Genomic DNA, 23345 nt, shown 5'->3' on the forward strand with positions numbered 1-23345 from the left:
CCCTCTCCCGGCGCCTCAGAAGCGCGTGTTGATCTCAAGCTGCATGACGTCGATGTCGAACGGCGCGCCATACACCGCCTCGGTGCTCATCCAGCGGCCGGTGGCGTAGACGTTCTTGGCCAGCCCGTAGTTGCCGCCCAGGATGTAGCCCTTGGCGTTGGTGCCGCCCAGGTGGAACGAGGAATCGTTGAAGCCGTCCGGCAAGGCGTCCGGCTGGATGTACTTGTAGCCGGCGAACAGGTTCCAGTCGCCCTGCTTCTTCAGGTCCAGCGCGTTGCCGAGGGTGAACTGCACCATCCAGGCGTTGGCGCCGCTCTTGATCTCGCCGTCGCTGCCCAGGTTGTTGACGATCTGCCCGGCCGAACGCTTGCGCATGTCGCCTTCGTCGTAGCCCAGGTTGTGGATGTAGTTGCCTTGACCGCGCAGCTTGAAGTCCTGCGGCAGGTCCGCGTCCCACACCAGGTTCAGGTCCAGCAGGTTGAACTCCGACGCAAGACCGACGAACTGCGGCTGCGGCGTGCCCGCCGGGTTGAGCGGGTTGGGCGTGATGTCGCGCAGCAGGAACACGCTGTTGCCCTTCTGCATGAACGCGGCGCGGGTGCCGTCGCTGTCGCAGCCCGGTTCCCCGGCCCAAGGCCGGCAAGGGCTGGAGCGCTGGCCTTCGATGTCGTCGAAGCGGTAGTACGCCAACGCGCCCTTGAGCCGGTTGTCGCTGTTGATCGCCCACTTGGCGCCGATCTGCGCGCCGTACAGCCACTTGTTGTCGCTTTCTTCCTTGTCGAAGCCGTTGCTGGTGGTGGTGTCGTTGGTGTAGTCCACCGGGAACGCGCCGACGGTGCCGAACACGCCCCAGTCGCGGCTGAGCTTGCGGTCGAAGATCGCCGCCACGCCGTCGAAGTTCAGGTCGTTGGAGTACAGCATGTCGGTGGACATGAACGGGTTGGCGAAACGCCCGCCGGTCAGGGTCAGCTCATCCGACGGCTTCCAGGTCAGGTAGCCCTGGTCGAGCCAGATGTCTTTCTTGGCGAAGCCGCCGCCCAGGTTCTGGGTGGTGGACACCGGGTTGTTGTCCGAACCGGTGCCGATGCGCACCCCGGCGGTCCACTGTGGCGCGATCTCGGCCTTCATGCCCAGCCGGGCGCGCAGGCGGAACAGGTTCTCGCGGTCTTCGCGGGTGTTGAGCAACGGCGGCAGGTTGGTGCTGCTGTTGGGGTTCACGTCGTACGGGCCGTTGTTGTTGAGCTTGGCGAAGTCGACGATCTCGTTGCTGTTGCTGCCCGAGTAGTAGCGCGACTCGTCGCGCAGACGGATGTCGCCGTCGAAGCTGATGCGCGCGACCCACTCCGGAAAGGTGTTGGGCTGGGCCCAGTTCTCTTGCTTGGCGGTGGCCATGACCTCGGCCTTGACCTGATCGCGGATCTGGTCGCGCACCGCCGCCGGCACGTACTGCACGCGCACGTCGCCCGGCGCTGCGACCGGGCCCGCCGCCACGGCGGCCGAAGCGGCGGCCTGCTTCGCCTGGGCGGCCTCGTTCTGGGCCTGGGCGATCAGCGCGTCGGCCTTGTCCTGCTTGAGGATGCCCTGCTCGACCAGCAAGCGGATCAGGTTGATCGTGGCGTTCTCCGAAGGCGCAGGCGCTGCCGCGGCCTGACCGACCAGGGTCGCGACGACCATGCCGACCGCCAGGGACAACCGGTTCACGTGGGAAATCATCTGCACACAACTCCTTTTGGCAAATCTTGAGAAATTCGGTCAGCCCGGACGCCGCCCCTGCAGGGACAGGCGCACAGGCAATGTGATGGAGGCCGGCGGCCGTTCGCTCAGGGCCGGCGCGGCACGCAACGCCGCCAGCACCTGGGCGTCGATGTCGGGCTGGCCGCTGGACTTGGTCAGTTCCACGCGAGTGATTTCGCCGGTGCCGCTGAGCCACACATCGGCCTGCAGCGAAAACGCCAGGTTGCGCAGGTCGGGGTTTTCGCGCAGCAGCTTCTGGAAGGTGAACGCCAGGAACTGGCTGTAGGTGCCGTTGCCCAAGCGCCCGCCGCCAGCCCCGGCCATGCCGCCGCCCTTGCCCGCGCCGATGTTGAAGGCATCGCTGCCAGCCTGGGCGTCGCCGTCGATCTGCATCGGGTTGGCCAGGTCGTCCGCCGGCGACGGCGGCGCTTCCTCCGCGGGCTTGACCTCTTGCGGCTCGGGGGTCGGCTGCGGCTCGACGATTTTTTCCTCCACCGGGGTTTCCGGCTCCGGCGGCTTTTCCGGAGGCGGTGGCGGCGGTGGCGGCAACGGAATGATCGTCGGCACCTTCGGCGCTTCACGGCGCACGCCGCTCATGTCGTTGGCCCACTGCCACAGCAGGTAAGCCGCGAGCGCGCCGACGATCAGCCCGGCGCCCCACTTCACGTAGCGCAACGGCGAGGCCTTCTTCACCGGCAACGGCTCGATCGGGTTGTGTGCGGTCATGGCTCAGCCCTGGCTCGGTTTGCCGGTGACGAGACCGACCTGGGACAGTTCGAGCCGGCGCAGCAGGTCCAGCACCTCGATGACCTTCTGGTACTGCACCGTGGCGTCGCCGCGCACGATCACCGGGAAGTCCGGGTTCTGCGCCTTCTCGATGCGCAGGCGCTCCTCCAGCTCCGGCAGGGTCACCGGGTAGGCGTCGAGGAACACCTGGCCGCCGTCGTTGACCGAAATCGCCTTGGTCTTGGCCTCGGACAGCGACACCGCCGCGCTGGCCTTGGGCAGGTTGATCTGGATCCCGGACACCTGGGCGGTGGCGGTGAGGATGAACATCACCAGCACCACCATCAGCACGTCCACCAGCGGGGTGATGTTGATGCTGTCCACCGCTGCGTCTTCGTCATCGTCGTGGGAGGCATTTACGGACGCCATGTCAGTGCTCCTCAGGCCGGTACGGAGTGGTTGGCGTGATGGCCGCGCACCTGCGCCGCCTCACTGGACTGGCCTTCGCCGTGCATTTCCGCCAGACGGGTGATGAACTCGTCGACGAACACGCGCATGTCGGCGCTGACTTCCTTGTTGCGGGTGATCAGCCGGTTGTAGCCGAACAGCGCCGGGATCGCGACGAACAGGCCCATGGCGGTGGCGAGCAGCGCGGCGGCCATGCCCGGCGCGATGGCGTTGATGTTGACGTCGCCGGCCATGGCCGTGCCGAGGAACACCACCATGATCCCCAGCACGGTGCCGAGCAGGCCGATGTACGGACCGCCGGCGATGGCGTTGGACAGGGTCGAGAGCTTGGCGCTCAGGGCCTGGTTTTCCCGGGTGCGCACGCCGTCCATGGAGCAGCGGATGGCTTCGATGGTGGCCGCCGACACCGACGAGGTATCGGCGCCCTGCTCACGGCGGGTGCGGATCTCTTTCACGGCCACCAAGTACAGGCGCCACAGCGGCGAATGCTGCAGGCGCCGGGCGAGCTGGGTGTCGTCGGCGAACATCTCCAGGCGCGTGCCGACCTTGGCGAACTGCGCGCGGAAATCTTCGTTGGCGGCGGTGACGCGGCCCAGGGTGCGGTTCTTGCGCAGCATGATGATCCACGACTGGAACATCATCAGCACCAGCACCGCGATGATCACCCAGGCGTCCACCGGCACCGCGTTGAGCAAAAAGCCCAGGCTGCCGAAGCCGAAGCCGGACTGTTCTTCATCGACACCGTAGGCGACCAGTTTCGACTCGGCGCCCTGGGCGGTGGCATCGGCCAGCAGCAGCGCCGCCGGGCGTGCGACCTTGGACAGGCGCAGCTCGTCGATGGCGCCCGCGAACGGCTGGTACGGGCCGGCGGCGAGGTCGGCGCCGACCGCCATGGCCGAGTTGAACGCCGGCATCGCTTGCGCCAGCGCGACGTTTTCGCGGCCGTTGACGTACAGCGCGGTCTTGCTGCCTTCGGCGGTCAACGCCAGGTGTTGCCATTGGCCAGGGTTCAGCGCCTGGCCGGCGACGGCGCGCTGGCCGTCGATCTCCACGAACGGCACGCCCTGATTGACGCCCACCAGCAGGCTGGCGGCGCCTTCGCGGCGGGCCAGGATCAACTGCTCGCCGTTGGCCTGGTCCAGCCGCAGCCAGGCACTGAAGGTGAAGGCGCTGCCGGCGCTGTGCTGCAGCGACGGGCTGGCCGGCAACAGCAGCGGCTGGCCGCTGAACTGCAAGGCGCGCCCCACCACGCCGTCGATGCTTGCGCCGGTGGCGCTCTGGGCGGTGTTGCCGTAGGCGGTGGTGTCCTTGGCCGGCGTGCCGGTGGCGCCGTCGAAGTGATAGAGCGCGGTGTAGTTCGGATCGAACGTCAGTTGACCGTTGCCGGTGGCCGGGGCCTTCGGGTTGCCGTAGTACATCCAGATGTCCTGGCGCTGGCCGCCCTCGACGTTCGGCACATCGACCCAGACCAGCGCCATGCCCATCAGCGCATCGAAGCTTTCGATCTGGTGGTTGAGCACGGTCTTGTCGTCGGCGGCGACGAAGCGCAGGTCCGAGCCGTCCTCCTTCACGCCATCGAAGGTGAAGTTGCCGGTGTGCAGGCGCACCAGCAGCGCCGTGCGGCCCAGGGGCTGCTGGATGCCCGCGCCCTGGGGCGTGGTGTCCACGGCGATCTGCTTGCGGTAGTGCCAGTCGTCCTGCCACCAGGCCTGGGCCGTGGCCGGGAGCACGAAGCCCAGGCAGATCAACAACGATAGGAAAAGGCGCTGCATGGAAAGTGCTCCTGTTAGAAAGTGGCCTGAAGGTTGAAGTGCAGGCGCGATTCCTGTTTCGAGGTGTTCGGCCCTTCGAGTAGCGGGTAGCCCCAGTCGAGGCTGCCGGACAGCCATTTGCTCAGGCTGGCGCGGGTGCCGAGGCCGACGCTGGCCAGGGCGTAGTCGGCGTCCTGGTCCGGCAGTTCGTCGCGCAGGTACAGCTGCGCGCCTTCGGCGAAGGCGTAGAAGCGCCAGTCCTGCATCCAGCCGCCGACGAACCTGGCCAGCGACGGCGTGCGCAATTCCTGGCTGAGCAGGAGGCCGTCGTCGGCGGTGCGTTCGGCCGCCAGGTAGCCGCGCACCGAGGTCGCGCCGCCGGCGGAGAACTGCTCGTTGGAGACCAGCGGCCCGGACGCGAGCTGGAACGCGGCCTTGCTCGCGCTCTGCCAGTCGTTGTCGAAGGTCCAGGTGAAGTTCGTGTCGCCCTTGAGCACGGCGAAGCTCGGCTTGGCGCGGTAGCGCTTGTAGTCGAAGTCTTCGTCGGAGCTGCCGTAGCCGAAGAGGCTGCGGGTGGCGGCCACCAGGCTCAGGCCAAGGCCCAGCTGACTCTTTTCGGTGTAGCGGTAGCCGTTGTAGGCGAAGGTGAACGGCGCGTACTTGAGCGGCACCTTGTCGCTGTCGCCGGCCAGGGTCAGGCGCTCGTCGAAGTCCTTGAAGTCGATGCCCGCCGACAGCGAGTTCGACCAGTTGCCGCTGGACGGCAGCGTGTAGATCGCCGACACCCCGTAGGAATGGCCCTTGCCCAGCACGTTGCTGCCGCCGAGGGTGGCCACGTTGCTGTCGGACTGGTAGCCGGAGAACTGCACGCTCCAGCGGTCATTCAGCGGCGCGGTGTAGGACGCCGACCAGACCTTGGCGTTGTCGGTGTCCTGGGGCGCGGTGAAGTAGGTCAGGCTGATGCTGTGACCGAGCTGCCAGAGGTTGTTGTAACCGAGGCTGGTCACCGCCCGGAGCTTTTCGGTGTCGGCGCTGTAGTCGTTGTTCAGGCCGACGCTGGCGGTCCACGGGTTCTGGTCTTCGACCTGCAGGTCCACGTCCATGGTGCCGGGGCGCTGGCCTTCGCGCACCAGCGGCATGACTTGGCGGCCCGGTGTCTTGTTCAGTTGCGCCAGTTCGCCCTGTACCTTGGCGAAGTCCGGCACCTCGCCTTCCTTGAGCGCCGGGACGTTGTCGCGGATGTCCAGCGGCGAGTAGTGCTTGGCGCCGACCACCCGCACCCGGCCGACCTTGGTCTCGCTGACTTGCAGGTAGACGATGCCGTCGGCCACCGCCTGCTCCGGCAATTCGACGAACACCGATTGGTAGCCGCGGTCCTGATAGGCCTTCTGCAAGGCATCCCGCGCGCCTTCGATGTCGCTCAGGGCCTTCTGCGGGCCGAGGAACGGGTACACCGCCTCTTCGATGGCCCGCGCGTCGAGCACGGTGTTGCCGCGCACGAAGTATTCGTTGACGTCCACCAGGCGCTGCGGCGCGGCGCCCTCTTCGGCGATCGCAGGCTGCGCGCCGGCCGTCACCAGCAGCCAGCCCCACAGCGCCAGCCGTGACTTGAAAATCCGTTCCACACCATTCCCCTGAATTCGCGATGGTCTACGGCGCGACAGCGCCCCGTGTGCTGCGTCGGTCAATTGCTGGCGGCAGACGCCCCGGCGTGCTTGCCCAGCCATGTGTGCAGCAGGGCGAAGTTCAACGAGAACTCGGGCATCTGCAGCAGTGCGCCGCAGAACACTTCGCCGATGATTTTCTGGATGAGCTGCACCGCACGCGGGTTGTTGAGCAGCGTGGCGGTGTCGCGGCCGAGGGTGTTGAAGCTCCAGACCTTCTGGTTCAGGCCAAGCCCCACGAACCAGCGGAACAGCAGGTTGTAGTTGAGCTGCTCGAACAGCTGCTGCTCGCTGGGCACCGAATACAGCAGTTGCAGGAGCAGGATGTGCATGACGGTCTGTGCGGGAATGACCATGCCGGGCTCGGCATTGAGTTCATGCAGGAGGTCGCGGTGCTCGTCGAGCAGGTCATCGATCTGCGGGCGCAGCAGCACCAGCGAATGGCCCGGAGGAATGTAGCTGGAGACCTCTTTCAAGGCGCCCTGCCAGTCGTCCTGCGACACGATCCAGACCCACGGCGCACCGTAGCGGTACACCGACACCGGCTTCTTGCGCGCGGCCTCGACAATCTTCGACAGGCGTTGATCGAGTTCCTGCATGCCCACTTTCGAGTAGCGTTCCATAGTCCCCATTGCCTCACTCCCGGCGTCCCGCCTCGGCTTGCGATGACTGCCCCGAAGGGCCCCTCAAGCGCGTTACATAGGCATGACCGGACTGGCGATGTGCTACCGAACTTTTGTCACAAAAGCTTCATTACCGAAGGTGGCGAGTGGGTGTGTGGCGAGGGAGCAAGTGCCCTCGCCACAGGGTTGGGCGCTTTGATCGGGGAAAAGCGGTCAGCCGTACACCGGCCAAGTGTCGACGATCTTGCCGCCGCGCACCGCCAGCAGGTCGCCGAACTGCAGCAGCACCGCTTCGGTCTGGGTCGGGCGCAGGAAGACCTGATCCTCCACGTTCAACCCCACGGCGCTGGAGCCGTTGACCATTTCCTGGTTCGAACTGCGCCCGTAGACGCCGTTGCTTTGCAGCCCCGGCGGCGATTCGAATTCGGCCATCCAGTTGCCGCCGTAGATGAAGAAGGTCTGGCGCTGGTTGGTGTCCCACCAGGAGAACAGCTTCGACTTGTCGTCCAGCGCCGGGATGTTCACCGCGCCGGTGCTTTTCAGCACAGGGGTGGCGATGTAGGCGGCGGGCTCGTGCTCGACCAGCGACGGCAGGTCGTAGTGGGTCGGCTTGAGCATCGCGGTGCCCACCGACACCTCGGTGCTCAGGGCTTCGTTCTCATGCATGCGGTAGCTGGGGCTGCCGGCGGTGTTCAGGCACAGGCCGTCGTGCCACAGGGCCGGGAAGCGCTGGCGGGTGAAATCCACGCAGCGCTGATAGATCGCCATCACCTTGGCGAACAGCTCCTGCGGCGAGCCGAGGATCCCCGGCACCCCCATGCCCACGAACGGGTCGTAGCCCATGAGCCCGGCGAACGCCAGATGCTGCGGGTTGGCGGCGATCAGCGTGAGCATCTGCCCCAGCGTTTCCAGCTCGCCGACCCCGCCCCGGTGCAGGCCCACATCCAGCTCGATGTTGACCTGCATCCGCGTGCCCAACCCTTGGGCCAGCGCCAGGTACTGCTGCAGGCGTTCGGGGCCGTCGAGCAGCCATTGCAGTTGCGTCGACGGGTCGAACGGGCCTTGGTGGGTCTGGTAGAACAGCTCGGCGGAACGCACCGGCAACGGCTTGCCCAGCAAGATGTCGGACTGCGGGAACGTCACCGCATCGTGGTTGAGGAACGGCTGGTGGAACGACATCAGCCGCTGGGTGCCGGCACGCTGGGCGATGTAGCTCAGCAGCCCCGGCGCCGGCAGGGATTTCTCCACCAGCCGCAAGTGCTTGCCAGCCCGTTTGGCCGAGCGCACCACCACGTCGATGTTGTGGTCCAGCCGGTCCAGGTCGATCAGCAGCACCGGGCGCATCGGCCCGCGGGCCTTGAGTTCGCGGTTCAGCTCGCGAAAGTAATCGCTGTAGGGCCCGCCGCGGTCACCCGGCCGCAACAACGCGCCCACGCCGGCCAGCAGCACGCCGACACCCAAGGTGCCCAACAGGAAATTGCGTCGGTCAACGGCCATCAGCTCACCCCCAGAATCGACGACAGATGGGCATTGAGGAACTTGCCCTGCGGATCCAGCGCCTGACGCACGTCGGTGAACTCGCGCCAGCGCGGATACAGCGGCTGCAGCGTCCGGGCGTTGAGCGTGTGCAATTTGCCCCAGTGCGGCCGGCCGTTGTACTTCCAGAAGATCGGCTCGACGGCGGCGAAGAAATTGTGGTGATCCATCTGGTAATGCTGATGCACCGAGATCGAACAGCTGTCGCGGCCCTCGAACATGCTCAGCGGGATGTCGTCGGCCTTGACGTAGCGGTACTCGATGGGAAACCAGGTGCGCAGGTCCTTGTCGCGGATCAGCTTGAGGATCTCGCGCAGGCAGGCCGGCCCGTGCTCCGCCGGCACCGAGTACTCCATCTCGTTGAAGCGCACGGTGCGCACGTTGGCGTAAATGTCGAACGAGTCGCCCACCCGGTCATCGAAACTGGCCAGGTGGCGCAGGCTGTTGAGCAGCGAACTACGCAGGTCGGGGAAGTCGCTGCCGTACTTGTCGAGCTTCTCGATCAGGGTCACGAACTCATTGCCGCCCTCCTCTTCGGGGCTGATCGGCGGCGTGGCCGGGTCGGTGGTTTCGTTGAGGGCGATGGACAAGGCGTAGTCGGAATGGGTGACCACGAGCATTTCCCAGTGCTGGTTTTCCGAGGTGTTCTTGTCGATGTCCTCCAGCAGCTCTTCGGTCTTGGCGATCCACTGACGCTCGCGCAGGCGGTAGGCCGGACGGTTCTGCAGGCGGATCTTCGTGGCCACGCCGAGGGCGCCGAGGGACACCCGGGCGGCGTTGAACACCTCGGGGTGGCGCTGGCTGTCGCAGTCCAGCACCCCGCCGTCGGCGCTCACCAGTTGCAGCCCGCAGACGTGGGCGGAATAGGACTGGAAGGTTTTGCCGGTGCCGTGGGTCGAGGTCGAAATCGCCCCGGCCAGGGTCTGGTAGTCGATGTCGGCCATGTTGTGCAGGGCCTGGCCGATGTCCTTGAGCGGCTGGCCCATGCGCGACATCGGCGTGCCGGCGGCGAACTCGGCCTGCAGGGTGTTCGGGTCGTGGCCGAGCAGGCCGTTGAAGTAGCTCAGCGACAGCAGCGTGCCGTCGGTGGGCACCAGTGCGCTGAAGGAATGTGCCGAGCCCACCGGGCGGATCTTGCCCGGCGCCTGGCGGATGGCCTGGCTCAACTCGTCAATGTTCTTGGGCGCCAGCCGCGCCGCCGGCAGGCAGCTCTGCCCGCCCGACCAGTTGCGCCAGGGAATCAGCCGCGGGGCGCGCATCAACTGGCCCAATGCCGGGTTCGCCGCCAGCGCGCTGAACGCGCCGACGATGCTCGCCCGTTGCAGCAACTGACGCCGTGTCAGATTCATCGTCATGCGGGCACCCTTATTGTGGAATCGGTTGGTCGGCCATGAAGCCGATCAGTTGCAGGAATTGCTCTTCCGAGCACTCCACGCACTGGCCCATCGGCGGCATGCCGTTGTAGCCGTTGATGGCGTGGTCGAGCAGCGTGTCGCCGCCCTGCCGAACGCGCGGCTCCCAGGCCTTGCGGTCGCCGGTCAGCGGCGCGTTGGCGGCGGGGTTGGCGTGGCAGAGCTGGCAGCTGTTGGCGTAGATCTGCGCCAAGGCCGGATCGGCGGGCGTGGCGGTGCTGGCGATGCCGGCGGCAGGCGCCTTGGCGTCATCGCCGCAGCCCCCCACGGCAACGGCCAGCAGCAGCGGAAGCAGGAATCGGGCGGCCCCCATGGCAATCCTCGCGTGTGGCGTCGCGCCCATGGCGGCGGCGCCTTTGTTGTTGTGGTCAGGCAGGGTCAACCTTAAGCCAGCGCCGCGTGGCGGTTGAGGGCATTGCGGGCCAGCGAGGGGGCATCCGGGGCCATGGCGCTGTGGGCGAACAGCATTTGCCGTGCAGCGCTCCGACCGGCGCCATCGCGGGCAAGCCCGCTCCCACAGGTTATGCGGCGCTTACGACACTTGTGAACGACAGGGAATCTTGTGGGAGCGGGCTTGCCCGCGATGGCGGCAGGTCAGCCAGCCATCAAGTGCCTGAGACGCCCTCATCGCGAGCAGGCGCGCTCCTGCAGGTGCCGCGGCGCTTACGACACTTGTGAACGACAGGGAATCTTGTGGGAGCGGGCTTGCCCGCGATGGCGGTAGGTCAGCCAGCCATCACGTGCCTGACACGCCCTCATCGCGAGCAGGCGCGCTCCTGCAGGTGCCGCGGCTCTGTTTCGCGCCTTTGACTGACCCGCACGGGTTTAAATTCGGGGCCGTTCAGGCGTATAACCATTCAAGCCTTTTCCAATCCGCACGCCGACATCATCTACAGGGTAGTGACATGACCTCAGCAAACATCCTTGGCAACCTGTTCCCATCTGTCAGCGACATCCCGGAGAAATACCGCCTCGACGGCCAGACCGAGCAGCGCGAATACCTGGTCGACGGCCAATTGCGCCGCTGGGACGGCCCGCTCGCCACCGTTCGCAGCCCCGTGTACCTGAATGGCGACAACGGCGACGAACAGGTGATCCTCGGCAGCACGCCGCTGCTGGACGCCGACACCGCCCTCACCGCCCTCGACGCCGCCGTGCGCGCCTACGACCGGGGCCAGGGCCTGTGGCCGACCATGCGGGTGGCCGAGCGCATCCAGCACGTCGAAGCGTTCCTGGGCCGCATGCGCCAACAGCGCGACGCGGTGGTGAAGCTGCTGATGTGGGAGATCGGCAAGAACCTCAAGGATTCGGAAAAGGAATTCGACCGCACCTGCGACTACATCGTCGACACCATCAACGCCCTCAAGGAGCTCGACCGCCGCTCCAGCCGCTTCGAGCTGGAACAGGACACCCTCGGCCAGATCCGCCGCGTGCCGCTGGGCGTGGCGTTGTGCATGGGCCCCTACAACTACCCGCTGAACGAGACCTTCACCACGCTGATTCCGGCGCTGATCATGGGCAACACCGTGGTGTTCAAGCCGGCCAAGCTCGGCGTGCTGCTGATCCGTCCGCTGCTGGAGGCGTTCCGCGACAGCTTCCCGACCGGCGTGATCAATGTGATCTACGGCAGCGGCCGCGAGACCGTCAGCGCCCTGATGGCCAGCGGCAAGATCGACATTTTCGCCTTCATCGGCACCAACAAGGCCGCCAGTGACCTGAAGAAGCTGCACCCCAAACCGCACCGCCTGCGCGCCGCCCTGGGCCTGGACGCGAAGAACCCCGGCATCGTCCTGCCGGAGGTGGATCTGGACAACGCCGTCAACGAGGCGGTCACCGGTTCCCTGTCGTTCAACGGCCAACGCTGCACGGCGCTCAAGATCCTGTTCGTCCATGAGGACGTGGTCGAGCGCTTCATCGAGAAATTCAACGCGAAACTGGCCAGCCTCAAACCGGGCATGCCGTGGGACGGCGGCGTGGCGCTGACGCCGTTGCCGGAGTCGGGCAAGGTCGATTACCTGCACGGCCTGGTGGCCGACGCGGTGAGCAAGGGCGCGGCGGTGGTCAACCCCAACGGCGGCGAGGCCCGTGCATCATTCTTCTACCCGGCGGTGCTGTACCCGGTGACGCCGCAGATGCGCGTCTACCAGGAAGAGCAGTTCGGCCCGGTGGTGCCGATCGTGCCGTACCGCCACCTCGATACGGTGATCGACTATGTGCTGGAATCGGACTTCGGCCAGCAGCTGAGCCTCTTCGGCACCAACCCGGTGGCGATCGGCCGGCTGGTGGACACTTTCGCCAACCAGGTCGGCCGCATCAACCTCAACGCCCAGTGCCAGCGCGGCCCGGACACCTACCCGTTCAACGGCCGGAAAAACTCCGCCGAAGGCACGCTGTCGGTGCACGACGCCTTGCGGGTGTTTTCGATCCGCACCCTGGTGGCGACCAAGTTCCAGGACAACAACAAGTATCTGATCAGCGAGATCATCCGCGGGCGGGACTCGAACTTCATCGCCACCGACTACATCTTCTGAGGAGCGAACGCCGCTGAGCACCTTCAGCCCTCACCGCTGGCCGCCGCTGCTGCGGCGGATCCTGCGGCCGCTGCTGGACCCTTACCGGCGCTACCGGCATGCCCGGCTGATCCATGCCGTGCGGGTGGCGCTGGGGCTGCTGGCGACCATCGCGCTGACCACCGGCATCCACCTGCCCCACGGCGAGTGGGCGTCGGTGACCATGCTGGTGGTGATCGGCGGCCTGCAGCACCACGGCAACATCGGCAAGAAAGCCGCCGAACGCGCCACCGGCACCCTGATCGGCGCAGGCGTTGGCCTGGCGCTGGTGGCGCAGCAGGCCTGGCTCGGTCTGCCCTGGCTGACGTACTTCGCCATGGCTGCGGTCTGCGGCTTCTTCTCCTATCACGCCATCGGCAAGGGCGGCTACACCGCCCTGCTCTCGGCCATCACCGTATTCATCGTCGCCGGCCACGGCGACAACCCCATCACCGACGGGCTGTGGCGCGGGGTCGACATCCTGATCGGCATCGCCCTGGCCCTGGCCTTTTCCTTCGCCTTGCCGTTGTACGCGGTGTATTCGTGGCGCTACAACCTGGCCGACGCCCTGCGCGACTGCGCGACGGTCTACGGACGGATCATCGGCGGCCAGCCGGTCAACGCCGATGAACACCTGAAACTGATGAACCGCTTGAACGCGGCGATGGTGCAGCTGCGTTCGCTGATGCCGTCGGTATCGAAGGAAGTGAACGTGTCGATGACCGAACTGGATGCGATCCAGCGCAACCTGCGCCTGTGCATCAGCACCCTGGAGATCCTCGGCAACACCCGGCCGGACGGGAACGACCCGCACGCCATGGCCCACCTGCAAGCGGCCCTGAAGGCCGAGCACCGGCATGTCCGCGTGCAGTTGGTCGGCATGGCCCGGGCGCTGAAGTCCGGCGCGGTCCAGCGTCTGGGACGGCCGATGGCGCTGCCGGACGCGAGCCTCGACGCACCGGTCTACAGCCCGCTGGACGGCTACCGGCTGCTGACCCGGCAACTGGCGGCCAACATCGGCGACATGCGCCAGCGCCTGGCGAAGTCCGCCCCACGCTGGAACCTTTGAGGATCACTGCGCGGCCAGGCGCCGCGACTTCAGGCCCCAACCCTGCTGCATGCCGGCGGCGGCCAGCAGAATCGCCGCCACGCCCACCCATTGCAGGGTCTCCAGGCGATGGCCGAAGGCAACCCAATCGACGAAGATCGCCGCAATCGGGTAGATGAACGACAGGGCGCCGGTCAGCGCGGTCGGCAGTTTCTGGATCGCACCGTACAGCAGCACATACATCAGCCCGGTGTGGACGATGCCGAGCGTCACCAGGCTGGCCCACGCGTTCGGCGTCTGGGGCAGCGCGGAAAAGTGCGCGAACGGCGCCAGCGCCAGCACGCCGGTGCAGACCTGGATCAACGCGATCAGGTGCGGCGGCGTGCCGGTGAGGCGCTTGATGATCAACGCGGCGATGGCATAGAGAAACGCCGCGCCCAGCGCCAGGGCGATGCCCGTCAGATAGTCGTTGCCGCTTTCGCCCTGCCCGCCGTGGGCACTGACGATGGCCAACATGCCCATGAACGAGACCGCCAGCCAGAACAGTTTCTGCAGCGTGATCTTCTCGCCGAGGAACAGCGCCGCCAGCCCCACCAGCATGAACGGCTGCACGTTGTACACCGCTGTGCCGATGGCGATCGAGGCCCGCGAATAGGAGGCGAACAGCAGCACCCAGTTGCCGACGATCGCCAGTCCGCTGAGCACCGCCAGCAGGAAGGTGGCGCGGGTCAGGATGCCCGGCCGCAGAAAGCCGAACGCGGCGCAGATCAGCAGCAAGGTGCCGGCGCCGAACACGCAGCGCCAGAACACTACGTCCAGCACCGGTTGCCCGGACACCAGCACGAACCAGCCGATCGTCCCGGAAATCAGCATGGCGGCGGTCATTTCGAGTGAGCCGCGGCGCAAGGTCTTGTCCATTTCAAATCTCCTGTGTTGTGGCCAAAGTATGCCAAGCCGCGCCGACACCTCTCCAGCGCAAAAAGAAGGCTAAACTCAAGATCCGCCTTTTTTATCGAGGGTGGATTTCCTCCAACGCCTAATCAGGAACCGCACCATGACCGACGACATCGACCAGATCCTCATCGGCGCCTTGATGGAGGACTCGCGCCGTTCGCTCAAGGCGCTGGCGCAGATCAGCGGCCTCTCCTCCCCCAGCGTCGCCGAGCGGCTGAAACGGCTGGAAGAGCGCGGCGTGCTCAAGGGCTACACCGTGGAAATCGACCCGAAGTGCTTCGGCTACCAGTTGCAGGCCATCGTCCGGGTGCGGCCGCTGCCGGGGCAGTTGCAGGAAGTGGAGCGGCAGATCCTGTCGATCCCCGAGTTCACCGAGTGCGACAAGGTCACCGGCGAGGACTGCTTCATCGCCCGCCTGCACGTGCGCTCGATGGAACAGCTGGACACCCTGCTCGACCGGCTCAACACCCTGGCGGAAACCAATACCGCCATCGTCAAGAAAACCCCGGTGAAACGTCGGCTGCCGCCGATGAACTGAGTGCTTGGCCGGCGGGATCGGCGTAAATTGATGCTTTTCCGGCAAAGGAATGCAGCATGAGAGTTACGGCAGTGATACTGGCGGCGTTGACGCTCACCGGCTGCGGGACGGTGCAGACCGTGGCGCGCTCCGACCAGACGTCCGTCGACTACCTCAAGGACAAGAAGACCTATTGCGGCGCCGTGCCGCGGATCTACAGCGGCGTGGCATTCGATTTCTGCCAACTGAACGCGCAACTGGGAGACGGCGTCGACGCCTTCAACCACAGCAACGCCCCGCTCGGCGTACTGATCGATGCGGCGGCGTCCGGGGTACTGGATACCCTGCTGTTGCCTTACACGGTCTACCGGCAGCAGGCCGACGGCAGCATCGTCATCAACTGATTGCGGCGTCCCGCGTTTTCACAGGCAGCAAAAAACCCGCCGAAGCGGGTTTTTTTACGTTTACGCGATAGCCGATCAGTCGTCGCGGCCCAGGATGCCGAACAGTTGCAGCAGGCTGACGAACAGGTTGTAGATCGATACATACAGGCTGATGGTGGCCATGATGTAGTTGCGCTCGCCGCCGTGGATGATCGCGCTGGTCTGGAACAGGATGCAGACCGACGAGAACAGCACGAAACCTGCGCTGATCGCCAGTTGCAGGCCGCTGATCTGGAAGAAGAAGCTGGCCAGCGTCGCACCCAGCAGCACGAAGAAACCGGCGGTGATGAAGCCGCCCAGGAAGCTCATGTCCTTGCGGGTGATCAGCACGTAGGCCGACAGGCCGCCGAACACCAGAGCGGTCATCGCGAACGCGGAGCTGACCACTTCAGCGCCGCCCTGCATGCCCAGGTAACGGTTGAGGATCGGGCCGAGCAGGAAGCCCATGAATCCGGTCAGGGCAAACGCCGACACCAGGCCCCAGGCCGAATCGCGAAGCTTGTTGGTGAGGAAGAACAACCCGTAGAAACCGATCAGCACCACGAAGATGTTCGGGTAGCCGACGCGCATCTGCTGGGCCACGAACGCCATCACGCCACTGAATGCGAGGGTGAGCGCCAGAAGGCCGTAGGTGTTGCGCAGGACGCGGCTAACTTCTAGCTGCTCGGCCTGCACGCCGTTGTGAACTGCGTAATCCTGTTCGCGCATGGCGACACTCCTGTTGGTTTGAAACGTTCAGTCGCAAAGATCATAACAGACGCTCTGCAACAAGCCATGCACAGAGTTTGACAGTGTGTTTCATTCAGGTATTATGGCGCCCGCAATGCAAACGGAGGTGTGGCCGAGTGGTTTAAGGCAACGGTCTTGAAAACCGTCGACTGTAACAGGTCCATGAGTTCGAATCCCATCGCCTCCGCCATCTTAAGTACGACAAAGCCCTGATTATTCAGGGCTTTGTCGTTTCTGGGCTTTTGATATTGCCGCTATTCAAAATCTAGGCTTCAGCATGTTTTCGGACGCGCCCCAAAACTAAATCGCCTCGAACGAATTACAGAAGTTCGTGACGGAACCCGCTGATGAATTTTTTGGAAAGCATCGGTATTGACTCAGGTTCGCGAAGGTCGAAGTGTTCCGTCGAAGTCACTCATTGCGGGCATCGGCAACGGTGCGTGCTGCTCCAGGTCGAGCAGATGCCGACAGTATTGCGTGAGGTATTCGCGTCGCTCCTCGTCGGTGATGTAGGGCACATGCCAAGCGATGAACGGCGGCAGAGTCGCCCGACGCGCGCTTCGGGCCTGGGACTGGTGGGAGGAGAGAACACTCCAGACCCGTTCGAGTCGGATTGACCCGCCCTGAACCCGGCCGACGGCACCCGCTCGGCGGCGCGGCGACGCTCATTCGTCGAACGGTTGCCTGCCCAGCGTGTCCGTCATGTGGTCAACGAAGCAGGTGATGCGCGATGCCAACGTCGTGTTGCGGTAGTACACCGCGTTGATCGGCTGGAGCACATCGAACGTTTCCCTGGAAAACAACTGCACCAGCCGCCCGCTGCGACGGTCCTCGCGCGTCATGAAGTCCGACAGGCAGACAATGCCCAGGCCCGCCAGCGCCATGTGCCGGAGCGTTTCGCCGCTGGACGATGCGATCGTCGGTTTGATGTGCAAGGTCGATCCGCCGGCTTCGCGCAGCGGCCAGTCGTTCAGCGATTCCGGCTGGCTGAAGCCCAGCAGCGCGTGCTTCTCAAGCTGGGCCGGGTCGGTCGGCGTGCCGTGGCGTGCCAGGTAGTCCGGGCTTGCGAGGATACGGATGCGGCTGCTGCCGATCGGCCGCGCATGCAGCGTGGAGTCCTTCAGCGGCCCGATGCGTAACGCCACATCTGTGCGCCGCTCGATCAGGTCGATGATGCCCTCGTTCGAGTTGAGCTCCAGCTCCACGTCCGGATAACGGGCGCGGAACCCCTCCAGGAGCGGCACGATGACGTGCAGCATGAAGGGCGTGGCCGCATCGACCCGCAGTCGCCCGACGGGTCGCCCCCGCCTTGCCGCCATGTGCTCCTCGGCTTCATCGACCGAGATCAGGATGGCACGGGCCCTCTGCAAGAAGGCCGCGCCCTCTTCCGTCAACTCCAGGCGCCGAGTGGTCCGTTGCAGCAACGTCGTCTGCAGCTTCTCCTCCAGGCGGCTGAGCGTGCGGCTGGTCGCCGAGACCGTCAGGCCGGCATGTTCCGCCGCCGCGGTGATGGAGCCGGTGTCCACGACGGCGACAAACGCCTGCAGTTCATCTAGCGTAGTTTTCATTATTGACTTCAAATCAAATAAATTTGGCTTATACAGGGCTTAATCCGCAAATGTAAACACCGCACACTGCGCTCCATCGCTTAACCCACCGGATCGCACCATGCCTCTTGCATTGCTCGCTCTCACCTTGGCGGCCTTCGCCATCGGTACCACGGAATTCGTGATCGTCGGCCTGATTCCGACCATCGCTGCGGATCTCAATGTCTCACTGCCCAGCGCCGGCCTCCTGGTCAGCCTTTACGCCCTTGGCGTCGCCATCGGCGCACCGATCCTGACCGCGATGACGGGGCGCGTGCCGCGCAAGGCGCTGCTGGTCGGGCTGATGGCGCTGTTCACCGTCGGCAACCTGGTGGCCTGGCTGGCGCCCGGCTACGGCACGCTGATCGTTGCCCGCCTGTTGACCGGCTTGGCGCACGGCGTGTTCTTCAGCGTCGGCTCAATCGTCGCCACCAGCCTGGTGCCGCGCGAGAAGGCGGCCAGCGCCATCGCCACCATGTTCAGCGGCATGACCGTGGCCTTTGTGACCGGCATCCCGCTGGGGACTTTCATCGGCCAGCACTTCGGCTGGCACGCCACCTTCCTGGCCGTTTCCGCCTTCGGCCTGGTCGCCCTCGTCGGTGCGCTGGTGCTGGTGCCGCGCAACATCCCGAACAACGCTCCCGCGCCGATCGCCCGGCAGTTGCGTGTGCTGCTGCAGCCGCGCCTGTTGCTGGTGTATGCGATGACGGCAGTCGGCTACGGCGGCTCTCTCATCGCCTTCACCTTTCTGGCGCCGATCCTCGAAGAGATCTCAGGCTTCAACGCCAACATGGTCAGCCTGGTGTTGCTGGCCTATGGCCTTTCGGTGGCGGTGGGCAATGTCTGGGGCGGTCGCATGGCCGACCGCAAGGGCCCGGTCGCGGCACTGAAGACTGTCTTCGGATTGCTCGCCCTCGTGTTGCTGGCGCTCACCTTCACTGCGTCGAGCAAGCCGCTGGTGCTGCTGACGGTGCTGGCGTGGGGAGCCGTCGCGTTCGGCAGCGTCCCGGCCCTGCAAGTCTATGTCGTGCGCCAGGCCGAAAACGTTGTGCCTGATGCGAGCGACGTCGCTGCCGGCTTCAACATCTCCGCGTTCAACCTCGGTGTGGCCGGCGGTTCCTGGGCCGGCGCACAGGTCGTCGGCCACCTCGGCCTGGCCCATACGCCGTGGATCGCGGCGTTGGTGACCTTGCTCGCCCTGGGGCTCACGGCGCTGTCCGGCCGGCTGGACCTTCGCGCGGACTCGGCCCCGGCCCGACCTGCCCAAGCCTGATCGCATTCTCGGTTCTTTTTTTCTACCCCTCCATTCTTGCCAGGAGTTAATCATGAGTGTTCCTTCCTTCGGCGTCGGCACCTTCCGCCTGACCGGCCAAACCGTCATCGACTCGGTGCGCACCGCACTGGAACTGGGTTACCGCGCGGTCGATACCGCACAGATCTATGGCAATGAGGCCGATGTCGGCCAGGCCATCGCCGAGAGCGGCGTCCCGCGGGACGAACTGTTCATCACCACCAAGATCTGGGTGGACAACTACGGCCGCGACGCACTGGTTCCCAGCCTGCGCGAAAGCTTGAAGAAACTGCGCACCGACTACGTGGACCTGACCCTCATCCACTGGCCCGCGCCGGGCAACGGCGTCGATCTGAGCGAATACATGGCGGCCCTGGCCGAAGCCAAGGCACTGGGCCTGACGCGCCAGATCGGCATTTCCAACTTCAACATCGAGTTGACCAGGCAGGCCATCGCCGCCGTCGGCAAAGAAGAGATCGCCACCAACCAGATCGAACTCAGCCCGTACCTGCAGAGCGATGAACTGACCGCCTTCCTGAAGGAGCAAGGCATCGCCGTCACGTCCTACATGACCCTGGCCTACGGCAAGGCACTCAAGGATCCGGTGCTTGCGCAGATCGCCCAAAAGCATCAAGCCACGGTCGCCCAGGTCGCGCTGGCCTGGGCGCTGCAACGGGGCTATGCGGTGATTCCTTCCTCTACCCAGCGCGAGAACCTGGCCAGCAACCTGTTGGCCCGCGACCTGCGCCTGGATGCCGACGACATGGCCAGGATCCAACAGCTGGAACGCAACGGTCGCGAAGTCAATCCCGAAGGCCTGGCTCCGGTCTGGGACTGAGTGAGGAAACCGCCATGCGCTGCGCTCTCACCCGTTTGACCGCCGGTGGTTTCAGCATCGGCATCGAGGCTCCGCTCGACAACGACTGGACGCCCGCCGGTGAACACGCTCGCCGGCAGGCCGGCCGTCTTCCGGGCGAGCCGGACCTGCGGCGTCATGCCGATCTGGCGCGGCTCGCCGACCGGCTGGGCTTTCGCGCCCTGTGGATTCGGGACGTGCCGCTCTATGACCCGTCCTTCGGGGATGCCGCCCAAGTGTTCGAGGTGTTCGCTTACCTCGGTTACCTGGCCGGCATCACCGAGGACATCCTGCTCGGCACCGCTGCGGTGGTGCTGCCAATCCGCGAACCGTTGCTGACGTTGAAAGCGGCCGCGACCGTGCAGCGCTTGAGCGGCGACCGCCTGCTGCTCGGCGTCGCCAGCGGTGACCGGCCCGTGGAGTATCCGTTGTTCGGCCGCGATTTCGACAACCGCGGCGACAGCTTTCGCGAGCAAGTAGCGCTTCTGCGCGACGGCGCGGCGGGACAGCTGCCGTCCGGGCTGGCGGTTCTGCCCGCGCTGTCATCGCCGCTGCCGTTGCTGGTGGCCGGCCTGGCCCGGCAGCGTCCGGACTGGGTGGGCCAGCACATGGACGGCAGCCTGGCCTATCCGGGCTCACCTGACGACCACGCGCGCCGCCTCGCGGCCTGGCGCGCAGTGGCGGGCCAGAAACCCTACGCCACCTTCATCCACTTGGACCTGGACGAATGTCCCGGCGAACCCATGCAACGCTGGCGGTTCGGTTTCCGCTCAGGCCGCGATGCCCTCATCGCCGAGCTTCAAGCGTTGCGTGCAATCGGGGTCGACCACGTAAGCCTGCATTTTCGCCGCAACCGACGTCCTCTCGACGAAACGCTCCACGAGATCGCCGAGTACGTCTTGCCTCATTTCCATGCCCCATCGGCCGACGCACACGCCGCGGCGGTGCCCGCAGCCTGAACAACACTGGAGATTCACCATGAAGACCTTTACGGGATTCGCCCTGGCGGCCCTGTTGCCGCTTGCCATGCAAGCCGCATCCGCCGCCGACTGGTACCCGTCCGCCTATGGCCCGAACGATGAGATCGGCGCCGCCAACCTGATGACCCCGCAAGTGGTCAAGCAGGCGGTGGGTCTGGTCAAGAAGGGCAAGACCTCTGCGCTGGCCGTCCCCGTGGACAAGAACCTTCCGGCATTCCGCCACCGCAGCTTCCGCCTGTACAACGTGCAGGTCGGGCAGCAGGCCGGCAAATCGCTGGGGCCGAACAAGTTCACCTTCAACGATGAACTGGTGAACGCCTGGACCGGCGTCGGCACCCAGCTCAACGGGATCGGCCACATCGGCATCGACAACGTGTACTACAACGGCAACAAGGCGGCCGACTTCGTGACAGTCGATGGCGTCACCAAGCTCGGCATGGAGAAAGTGCCGCCGATGGTGACCCGCGGCGTGGTGCTGGACATGACGGCCCATTACGGCAAAGCCATCGTGCCCGGCGGCACCGAGTTCAGCGTGGCCGACCTCAAAGCCGTGCTGAAGCAGCAAGGCTTGACCCTGCGCAAGGGCGATGTGGTGCTGTTCAATACCGGTTGGCTGGAACTGATCGGCAAAGACGACAAGCAGTTCCTGGAAGTGGAACCCGGCATCGGCATGGAAGCGGCGCAGTGGCTGGCGGATCAGGGCATCGTCGCCTTCGGCGGTGACACCTGGGCCTCCGAGGTCTATCCGAACCCGCATGGCAAGGACGAATTCCCGGTCAACCAGTACATGCTCGCCAAGCGCGGCATCTACAACCTGGAACTGATCGACAGCCGCGCGCTGGTGCGCGACAAGGCCTGGGAGTTCCTGTTCGTGCTCGGCCAGCCGCTGTATGTGGGCTCCACCCAGGTCAACATCAACCCGGTCGCCATTTACTGACCGCCTGACCGCCAAGGCCCGGGTGCGCTGCGGTTGCTCCCGCGGCGGGCCTGGCGCCCCGATTCGTGATTCCTGGTCAAAAGTCATTGGTGCGGCGATGGCTTAATCCGTCCGCGCAAGGTAGCGATACTGCGCACACCCGAGCGATCCGCTCCCCCTCAATCGCCAACCGGAGACCCTCCGATGACCCTGCATGATCAGACCTTCCACCGAATACCAGGCACGCCGACCGAATTCGCCCCGCAGGAGCTCGCCCCATGAAGCCCGGACACGTTCTGACGGCCCTGGCCATCGGTGCCTTCGGCATCGGCACCACAGAGTTCACGCCCATGGGACTGCTGCCGGTAATTGCCGAAGGCATGGACGTCAGCATCCCCAGCGCCGGCATGCTGGTGACCGCCTACGCCATCGGCGTGATGGTGGGCGCCCCGATCATGACGCTGCTGTTCAGCCGCTTCGGCAAGCGCGGCGCGCTGATCGCACTGATGGCCATCTTCACCCTCGGCAACCTGCTCTCGGCCCTGGCGCCCGGCTACGGCACGCTGCTTGCCTCGCGCCTGATCACCAGCCTCAACCACGGCGCCTTTTTCGGGCTGGGGGCGGTGGTGGCCGCCAGCGTCGTGCCCCGCGAGAAACAGGCCAGTGCCATCGCCACGATGTTCATGGGCCTGACCCTCGCCAACATCGGCGGCGTCCCCGCCGCCACCTGGGTCGGCCAGCAGATCGGCTGGCGCATGGCCTTCGCCGGCACCGCGCTGCTCGGCATCCTCGCCATGGCCGCGTTGTGGTTCGCCTTGCCCAAGGGCGAGCGCGGCAGCGTGCCGGATGTGCGCCGCGAACTGGCGGTGATCGCCCGGCCCAACGTGCTCCTGGCCATGGCCGCCACGGTGCTCGGCGCCGGTGCCATGTTCACCCTCTACACCTATGTCGCCCCGGTGCTGGCCGAATTGACCGGCGCCTCGGACCGATTCGTCACCTTGGGCCTGGTGCTGATCGGCGTAGGCTTCACTCTCGGCAATAGCCTGGGCGGCCGCCTGGCCGACTGGTCGCTGGACGGCTCGGCACGGATCTTCCTCGGCACGCTGGCCGTGATCATGGTGCTGATGCCGCTGGTGCTGGGCAGCCACATCGGCGCTGCCCTGGCCTTGCTGGCCTGGGGCATGTTCACCTTCGCCGTGGTGCCGCCGCTGCAGATGCGCGTGATGATCGCCGCGGCCGAGGCCCCGGGCCTGGCGTCCTCGATCAACGTCGGCGCGTTCAACCTCGGCAACGCGGTGGGCGCGGCACTGGGCGGCGGCGTCATCAGCCTGGATCTTGGCTATGCTGCAATACCGGTCGCCGGCGGCCTGCTGGCGGCAGGCGGACTGTTGCTGGTCTGGCTTGGCGGACGCGGCGAGGCCACGGACAAAGCCATCGGCGAGGCTGCGTAACATCGCAAGGCGGCCCTCGCATCGGCTACGCCAACCACGCCATCCACACCGGCGTGCTCTCCGGCGCGGTGCGGGCGGTCCGTGGCGAACGTCCGCAGATCCACAACGCCC

Annotated in this window: 21 protein-coding genes and 1 tRNA gene; 10 read left to right on the forward strand and 12 right to left on the reverse strand. The window is 65.7% G+C overall.

The window, feature by feature from the left end; all coding sequences use genetic code 11:
• Positions 1 to 15: 15 nt before the first annotated feature.
• The 9 genes from KVG96_RS12080 to KVG96_RS12120 all read right to left on the reverse strand — a co-directional run bounded on the left by KVG96_RS12080 (position 16) and on the right by KVG96_RS12120 (position 10227).
• The gene (locus tag KVG96_RS12080) at positions 16 to 1713 is read right to left on the reverse strand and encodes a putative porin (RefSeq protein ID WP_217892278.1); all 1698 of its coding nucleotides are present in this window, start codon (positions 1711 to 1713) and stop codon (positions 16 to 18) included.
• Positions 1714 to 1752: 39 nt separating this feature from the next.
• Positions 1753 to 2460, reverse strand: coding sequence for a TonB C-terminal domain-containing protein (locus KVG96_RS12085; protein WP_217892280.1), 708 nt, complete (start codon positions 2458 to 2460; stop codon positions 1753 to 1755).
• A gap of 3 nt (positions 2461 to 2463) precedes the next feature.
• Positions 2464 to 2889 (reverse strand): ExbD/TolR family protein, encoded by a 426-nt coding sequence (locus KVG96_RS12090; RefSeq protein WP_096821810.1) that lies wholly within the window; start codon positions 2887 to 2889, stop codon positions 2464 to 2466.
• Between the two features lie 11 nt (positions 2890 to 2900).
• Positions 2901 to 4700 carry a DUF2341 domain-containing protein gene (locus KVG96_RS12095; RefSeq protein WP_217892281.1) on the reverse strand — a complete coding sequence of 600 codons (1800 nt, stop codon included), beginning with the start codon at positions 4698 to 4700 and terminating at the stop codon, positions 2901 to 2903.
• 14 nt (positions 4701 to 4714) lie between these two features.
• On the reverse strand, positions 4715 to 6304 hold the full coding sequence (locus KVG96_RS12100; protein WP_217892282.1) for a ShlB/FhaC/HecB family hemolysin secretion/activation protein: 1590 nt from the start codon (positions 6302 to 6304) through the stop codon (positions 4715 to 4717).
• A gap of 59 nt (positions 6305 to 6363) precedes the next feature.
• The gene (locus KVG96_RS27785; protein WP_217892283.1) at positions 6364 to 6975 is read right to left on the reverse strand and encodes a transposase; all 612 of its coding nucleotides are present in this window, start codon (positions 6973 to 6975) and stop codon (positions 6364 to 6366) included.
• Positions 6976 to 7179: 204 nt separating this feature from the next.
• Positions 7180 to 8388, reverse strand: a complete 1209-nt coding sequence (locus KVG96_RS12110; protein ID WP_217892476.1) for a DSD1 family PLP-dependent enzyme — start codon at positions 8386 to 8388, stop codon at positions 7180 to 7182.
• A 74-nt stretch (positions 8389 to 8462) separates the two neighbouring features.
• Positions 8463 to 9791, reverse strand: a complete 1329-nt coding sequence (locus KVG96_RS12115; protein WP_217892477.1) for a D-arabinono-1,4-lactone oxidase — start codon at positions 9789 to 9791, stop codon at positions 8463 to 8465.
• Between the two features lie 76 nt (positions 9792 to 9867).
• Positions 9868 to 10227, reverse strand: a complete 360-nt coding sequence (locus tag KVG96_RS12120) for a c-type cytochrome (protein WP_217892284.1) — start codon at positions 10225 to 10227, stop codon at positions 9868 to 9870.
• A gap of 592 nt (positions 10228 to 10819) precedes the next feature.
• Between KVG96_RS12120 and KVG96_RS12125 the strand changes: the two genes are divergently transcribed.
• Positions 10820 to 12445: an NADP-dependent glyceraldehyde-3-phosphate dehydrogenase gene (locus tag KVG96_RS12125; protein ID WP_217892285.1), complete on the forward strand. Its 1626-nt coding sequence runs from the start codon at positions 10820 to 10822 to the stop codon at positions 12443 to 12445.
• A gap of 46 nt (positions 12446 to 12491) precedes the next feature.
• Entirely contained in the window at positions 12492 to 13532 is a 1041-nt protein-coding gene (locus KVG96_RS12130) for an FUSC family protein (RefSeq protein ID WP_217892478.1), read from the forward strand.
• A 3-nt stretch (positions 13533 to 13535) separates the two neighbouring features.
• Here the strand turns inward: KVG96_RS12130 and KVG96_RS12135 are convergent, their stop codons facing one another.
• A complete protein-coding gene (locus KVG96_RS12135; RefSeq protein ID WP_217892286.1) occupies positions 13536 to 14429 on the reverse strand; it encodes a DMT family transporter in 894 nt (297 codons plus the stop codon).
• A gap of 136 nt (positions 14430 to 14565) precedes the next feature.
• On the opposite strand from KVG96_RS12135, the gene KVG96_RS12140 reads away from it, so the two are divergent.
• Positions 14566 to 15003 carry an Lrp/AsnC family transcriptional regulator gene (locus KVG96_RS12140; RefSeq protein WP_085582410.1) on the forward strand — a complete coding sequence of 146 codons (438 nt, stop codon included), beginning with the start codon at positions 14566 to 14568 and terminating at the stop codon, positions 15001 to 15003.
• Positions 15004 to 15059: 56 nt separating this feature from the next.
• Positions 15060 to 15386 carry a YceK/YidQ family lipoprotein gene (locus KVG96_RS12145; RefSeq protein WP_217892287.1) on the forward strand — a complete coding sequence of 109 codons (327 nt, stop codon included), beginning with the start codon at positions 15060 to 15062 and terminating at the stop codon, positions 15384 to 15386.
• A 75-nt stretch (positions 15387 to 15461) separates the two neighbouring features.
• Here KVG96_RS12145 and KVG96_RS12150 read toward each other — a convergent pair whose 3' ends face one another.
• The gene (locus KVG96_RS12150; protein ID WP_085582406.1) at positions 15462 to 16133 is read right to left on the reverse strand and encodes a Bax inhibitor-1/YccA family protein; all 672 of its coding nucleotides are present in this window, start codon (positions 16131 to 16133) and stop codon (positions 15462 to 15464) included.
• A gap of 123 nt (positions 16134 to 16256) precedes the next feature.
• Between KVG96_RS12150 and KVG96_RS12155 the strand changes: the two genes are divergently transcribed.
• Positions 16257 to 16344, forward strand: a tRNA-Ser gene (locus KVG96_RS12155).
• Between the two features lie 475 nt (positions 16345 to 16819).
• Here KVG96_RS12155 and KVG96_RS12160 read toward each other — a convergent pair.
• Complete coding sequence (locus tag KVG96_RS12160; protein WP_217892288.1) at positions 16820 to 17722, reverse strand: LysR family transcriptional regulator; 903 nt, start codon at positions 17720 to 17722, stop codon at positions 16820 to 16822.
• 100 nt (positions 17723 to 17822) lie between these two features.
• On the opposite strand from KVG96_RS12160, the gene KVG96_RS12165 reads away from it, so the two are divergent.
• From KVG96_RS12165 to KVG96_RS12185, 5 genes are all read left to right on the forward strand, one after another.
• A complete protein-coding gene (locus tag KVG96_RS12165) occupies positions 17823 to 19013 on the forward strand; it encodes an MFS transporter (RefSeq protein WP_217892289.1) in 1191 nt (396 codons plus the stop codon).
• Positions 19014 to 19065: 52 nt separating this feature from the next.
• Positions 19066 to 19869, forward strand: a complete 804-nt coding sequence (gene dkgB, locus KVG96_RS12170; RefSeq protein WP_217892290.1) for a 2,5-didehydrogluconate reductase DkgB — start codon at positions 19066 to 19068, stop codon at positions 19867 to 19869.
• A 14-nt stretch (positions 19870 to 19883) separates the two neighbouring features.
• Positions 19884 to 20846, forward strand: a complete 963-nt coding sequence (locus tag KVG96_RS12175; protein ID WP_217892291.1) for a TIGR03571 family LLM class oxidoreductase — start codon at positions 19884 to 19886, stop codon at positions 20844 to 20846.
• A 19-nt stretch (positions 20847 to 20865) separates the two neighbouring features.
• Entirely contained in the window at positions 20866 to 21804 is a 939-nt protein-coding gene (locus KVG96_RS12180; protein ID WP_217892292.1) for a cyclase family protein, read from the forward strand.
• A gap of 257 nt (positions 21805 to 22061) precedes the next feature.
• Complete coding sequence (locus KVG96_RS12185; protein WP_217892293.1) at positions 22062 to 23234, forward strand: MFS transporter; 1173 nt, start codon at positions 22062 to 22064, stop codon at positions 23232 to 23234.
• Positions 23235 to 23345 lie beyond the last annotated feature (111 nt).

Origin of the sequence: Pseudomonas ekonensis (assembly GCF_019145435.1) — a bacterium.
Taxonomy (GTDB): Bacteria; Pseudomonadota; Gammaproteobacteria; order Pseudomonadales; family Pseudomonadaceae; genus Aquipseudomonas; species Aquipseudomonas ekonensis.

What these genes read in the sequence shown, in the direction of transcription:
- KVG96_RS12125 (WP_217892285.1), top strand. Translation starts at nt 10,820, where the DNA reads ATGACCTCAGCAAACATCCTTGGCAACCTGTTCCCATCTGTCAGCGAC.
- KVG96_RS12080 (WP_217892278.1), bottom strand. Translation starts at nt 1,713, where the DNA reads ATGATTTCCCACGTGAACCGGTTGTCCCTGGCGGTCGGCATGGTCGTC.
- KVG96_RS12165 (WP_217892289.1), top strand. Translation starts at nt 17,823, where the DNA reads ATGCCTCTTGCATTGCTCGCTCTCACCTTGGCGGCCTTCGCCATCGGT.
- KVG96_RS12095 (WP_217892281.1), bottom strand. Translation starts at nt 4,700, where the DNA reads ATGCAGCGCCTTTTCCTATCGTTGTTGATCTGCCTGGGCTTCGTGCTC.
- KVG96_RS12090 (WP_096821810.1), bottom strand. Translation starts at nt 2,889, where the DNA reads ATGGCGTCCGTAAATGCCTCCCACGACGATGACGAAGACGCAGCGGTG.
- dkgB (WP_217892290.1), top strand. Translation starts at nt 19,066, where the DNA reads ATGAGTGTTCCTTCCTTCGGCGTCGGCACCTTCCGCCTGACCGGCCAA.
- KVG96_RS12135 (WP_217892286.1), bottom strand. Translation starts at nt 14,429, where the DNA reads ATGGACAAGACCTTGCGCCGCGGCTCACTCGAAATGACCGCCGCCATG.
- KVG96_RS12185 (WP_217892293.1), top strand. Translation starts at nt 22,062, where the DNA reads ATGAAGCCCGGACACGTTCTGACGGCCCTGGCCATCGGTGCCTTCGGC.
- KVG96_RS27785 (WP_217892283.1), bottom strand. Translation starts at nt 6,975, where the DNA reads ATGGGGACTATGGAACGCTACTCGAAAGTGGGCATGCAGGAACTCGAT.
- KVG96_RS12180 (WP_217892292.1), top strand. Translation starts at nt 20,866, where the DNA reads ATGAAGACCTTTACGGGATTCGCCCTGGCGGCCCTGTTGCCGCTTGCC.
- KVG96_RS12145 (WP_217892287.1), top strand. Translation starts at nt 15,060, where the DNA reads ATGAGAGTTACGGCAGTGATACTGGCGGCGTTGACGCTCACCGGCTGC.
- KVG96_RS12150 (WP_085582406.1), bottom strand. Translation starts at nt 16,133, where the DNA reads ATGCGCGAACAGGATTACGCAGTTCACAACGGCGTGCAGGCCGAGCAG.
- KVG96_RS12140 (WP_085582410.1), top strand. Translation starts at nt 14,566, where the DNA reads ATGACCGACGACATCGACCAGATCCTCATCGGCGCCTTGATGGAGGAC.
- KVG96_RS12120 (WP_217892284.1), bottom strand. Translation starts at nt 10,227, where the DNA reads ATGGGGGCCGCCCGATTCCTGCTTCCGCTGCTGCTGGCCGTTGCCGTG.
- KVG96_RS12175 (WP_217892291.1), top strand. Translation starts at nt 19,884, where the DNA reads ATGCGCTGCGCTCTCACCCGTTTGACCGCCGGTGGTTTCAGCATCGGC.
- KVG96_RS12085 (WP_217892280.1), bottom strand. Translation starts at nt 2,460, where the DNA reads ATGACCGCACACAACCCGATCGAGCCGTTGCCGGTGAAGAAGGCCTCG.
- KVG96_RS12160 (WP_217892288.1), bottom strand. Translation starts at nt 17,722, where the DNA reads ATGAAAACTACGCTAGATGAACTGCAGGCGTTTGTCGCCGTCGTGGAC.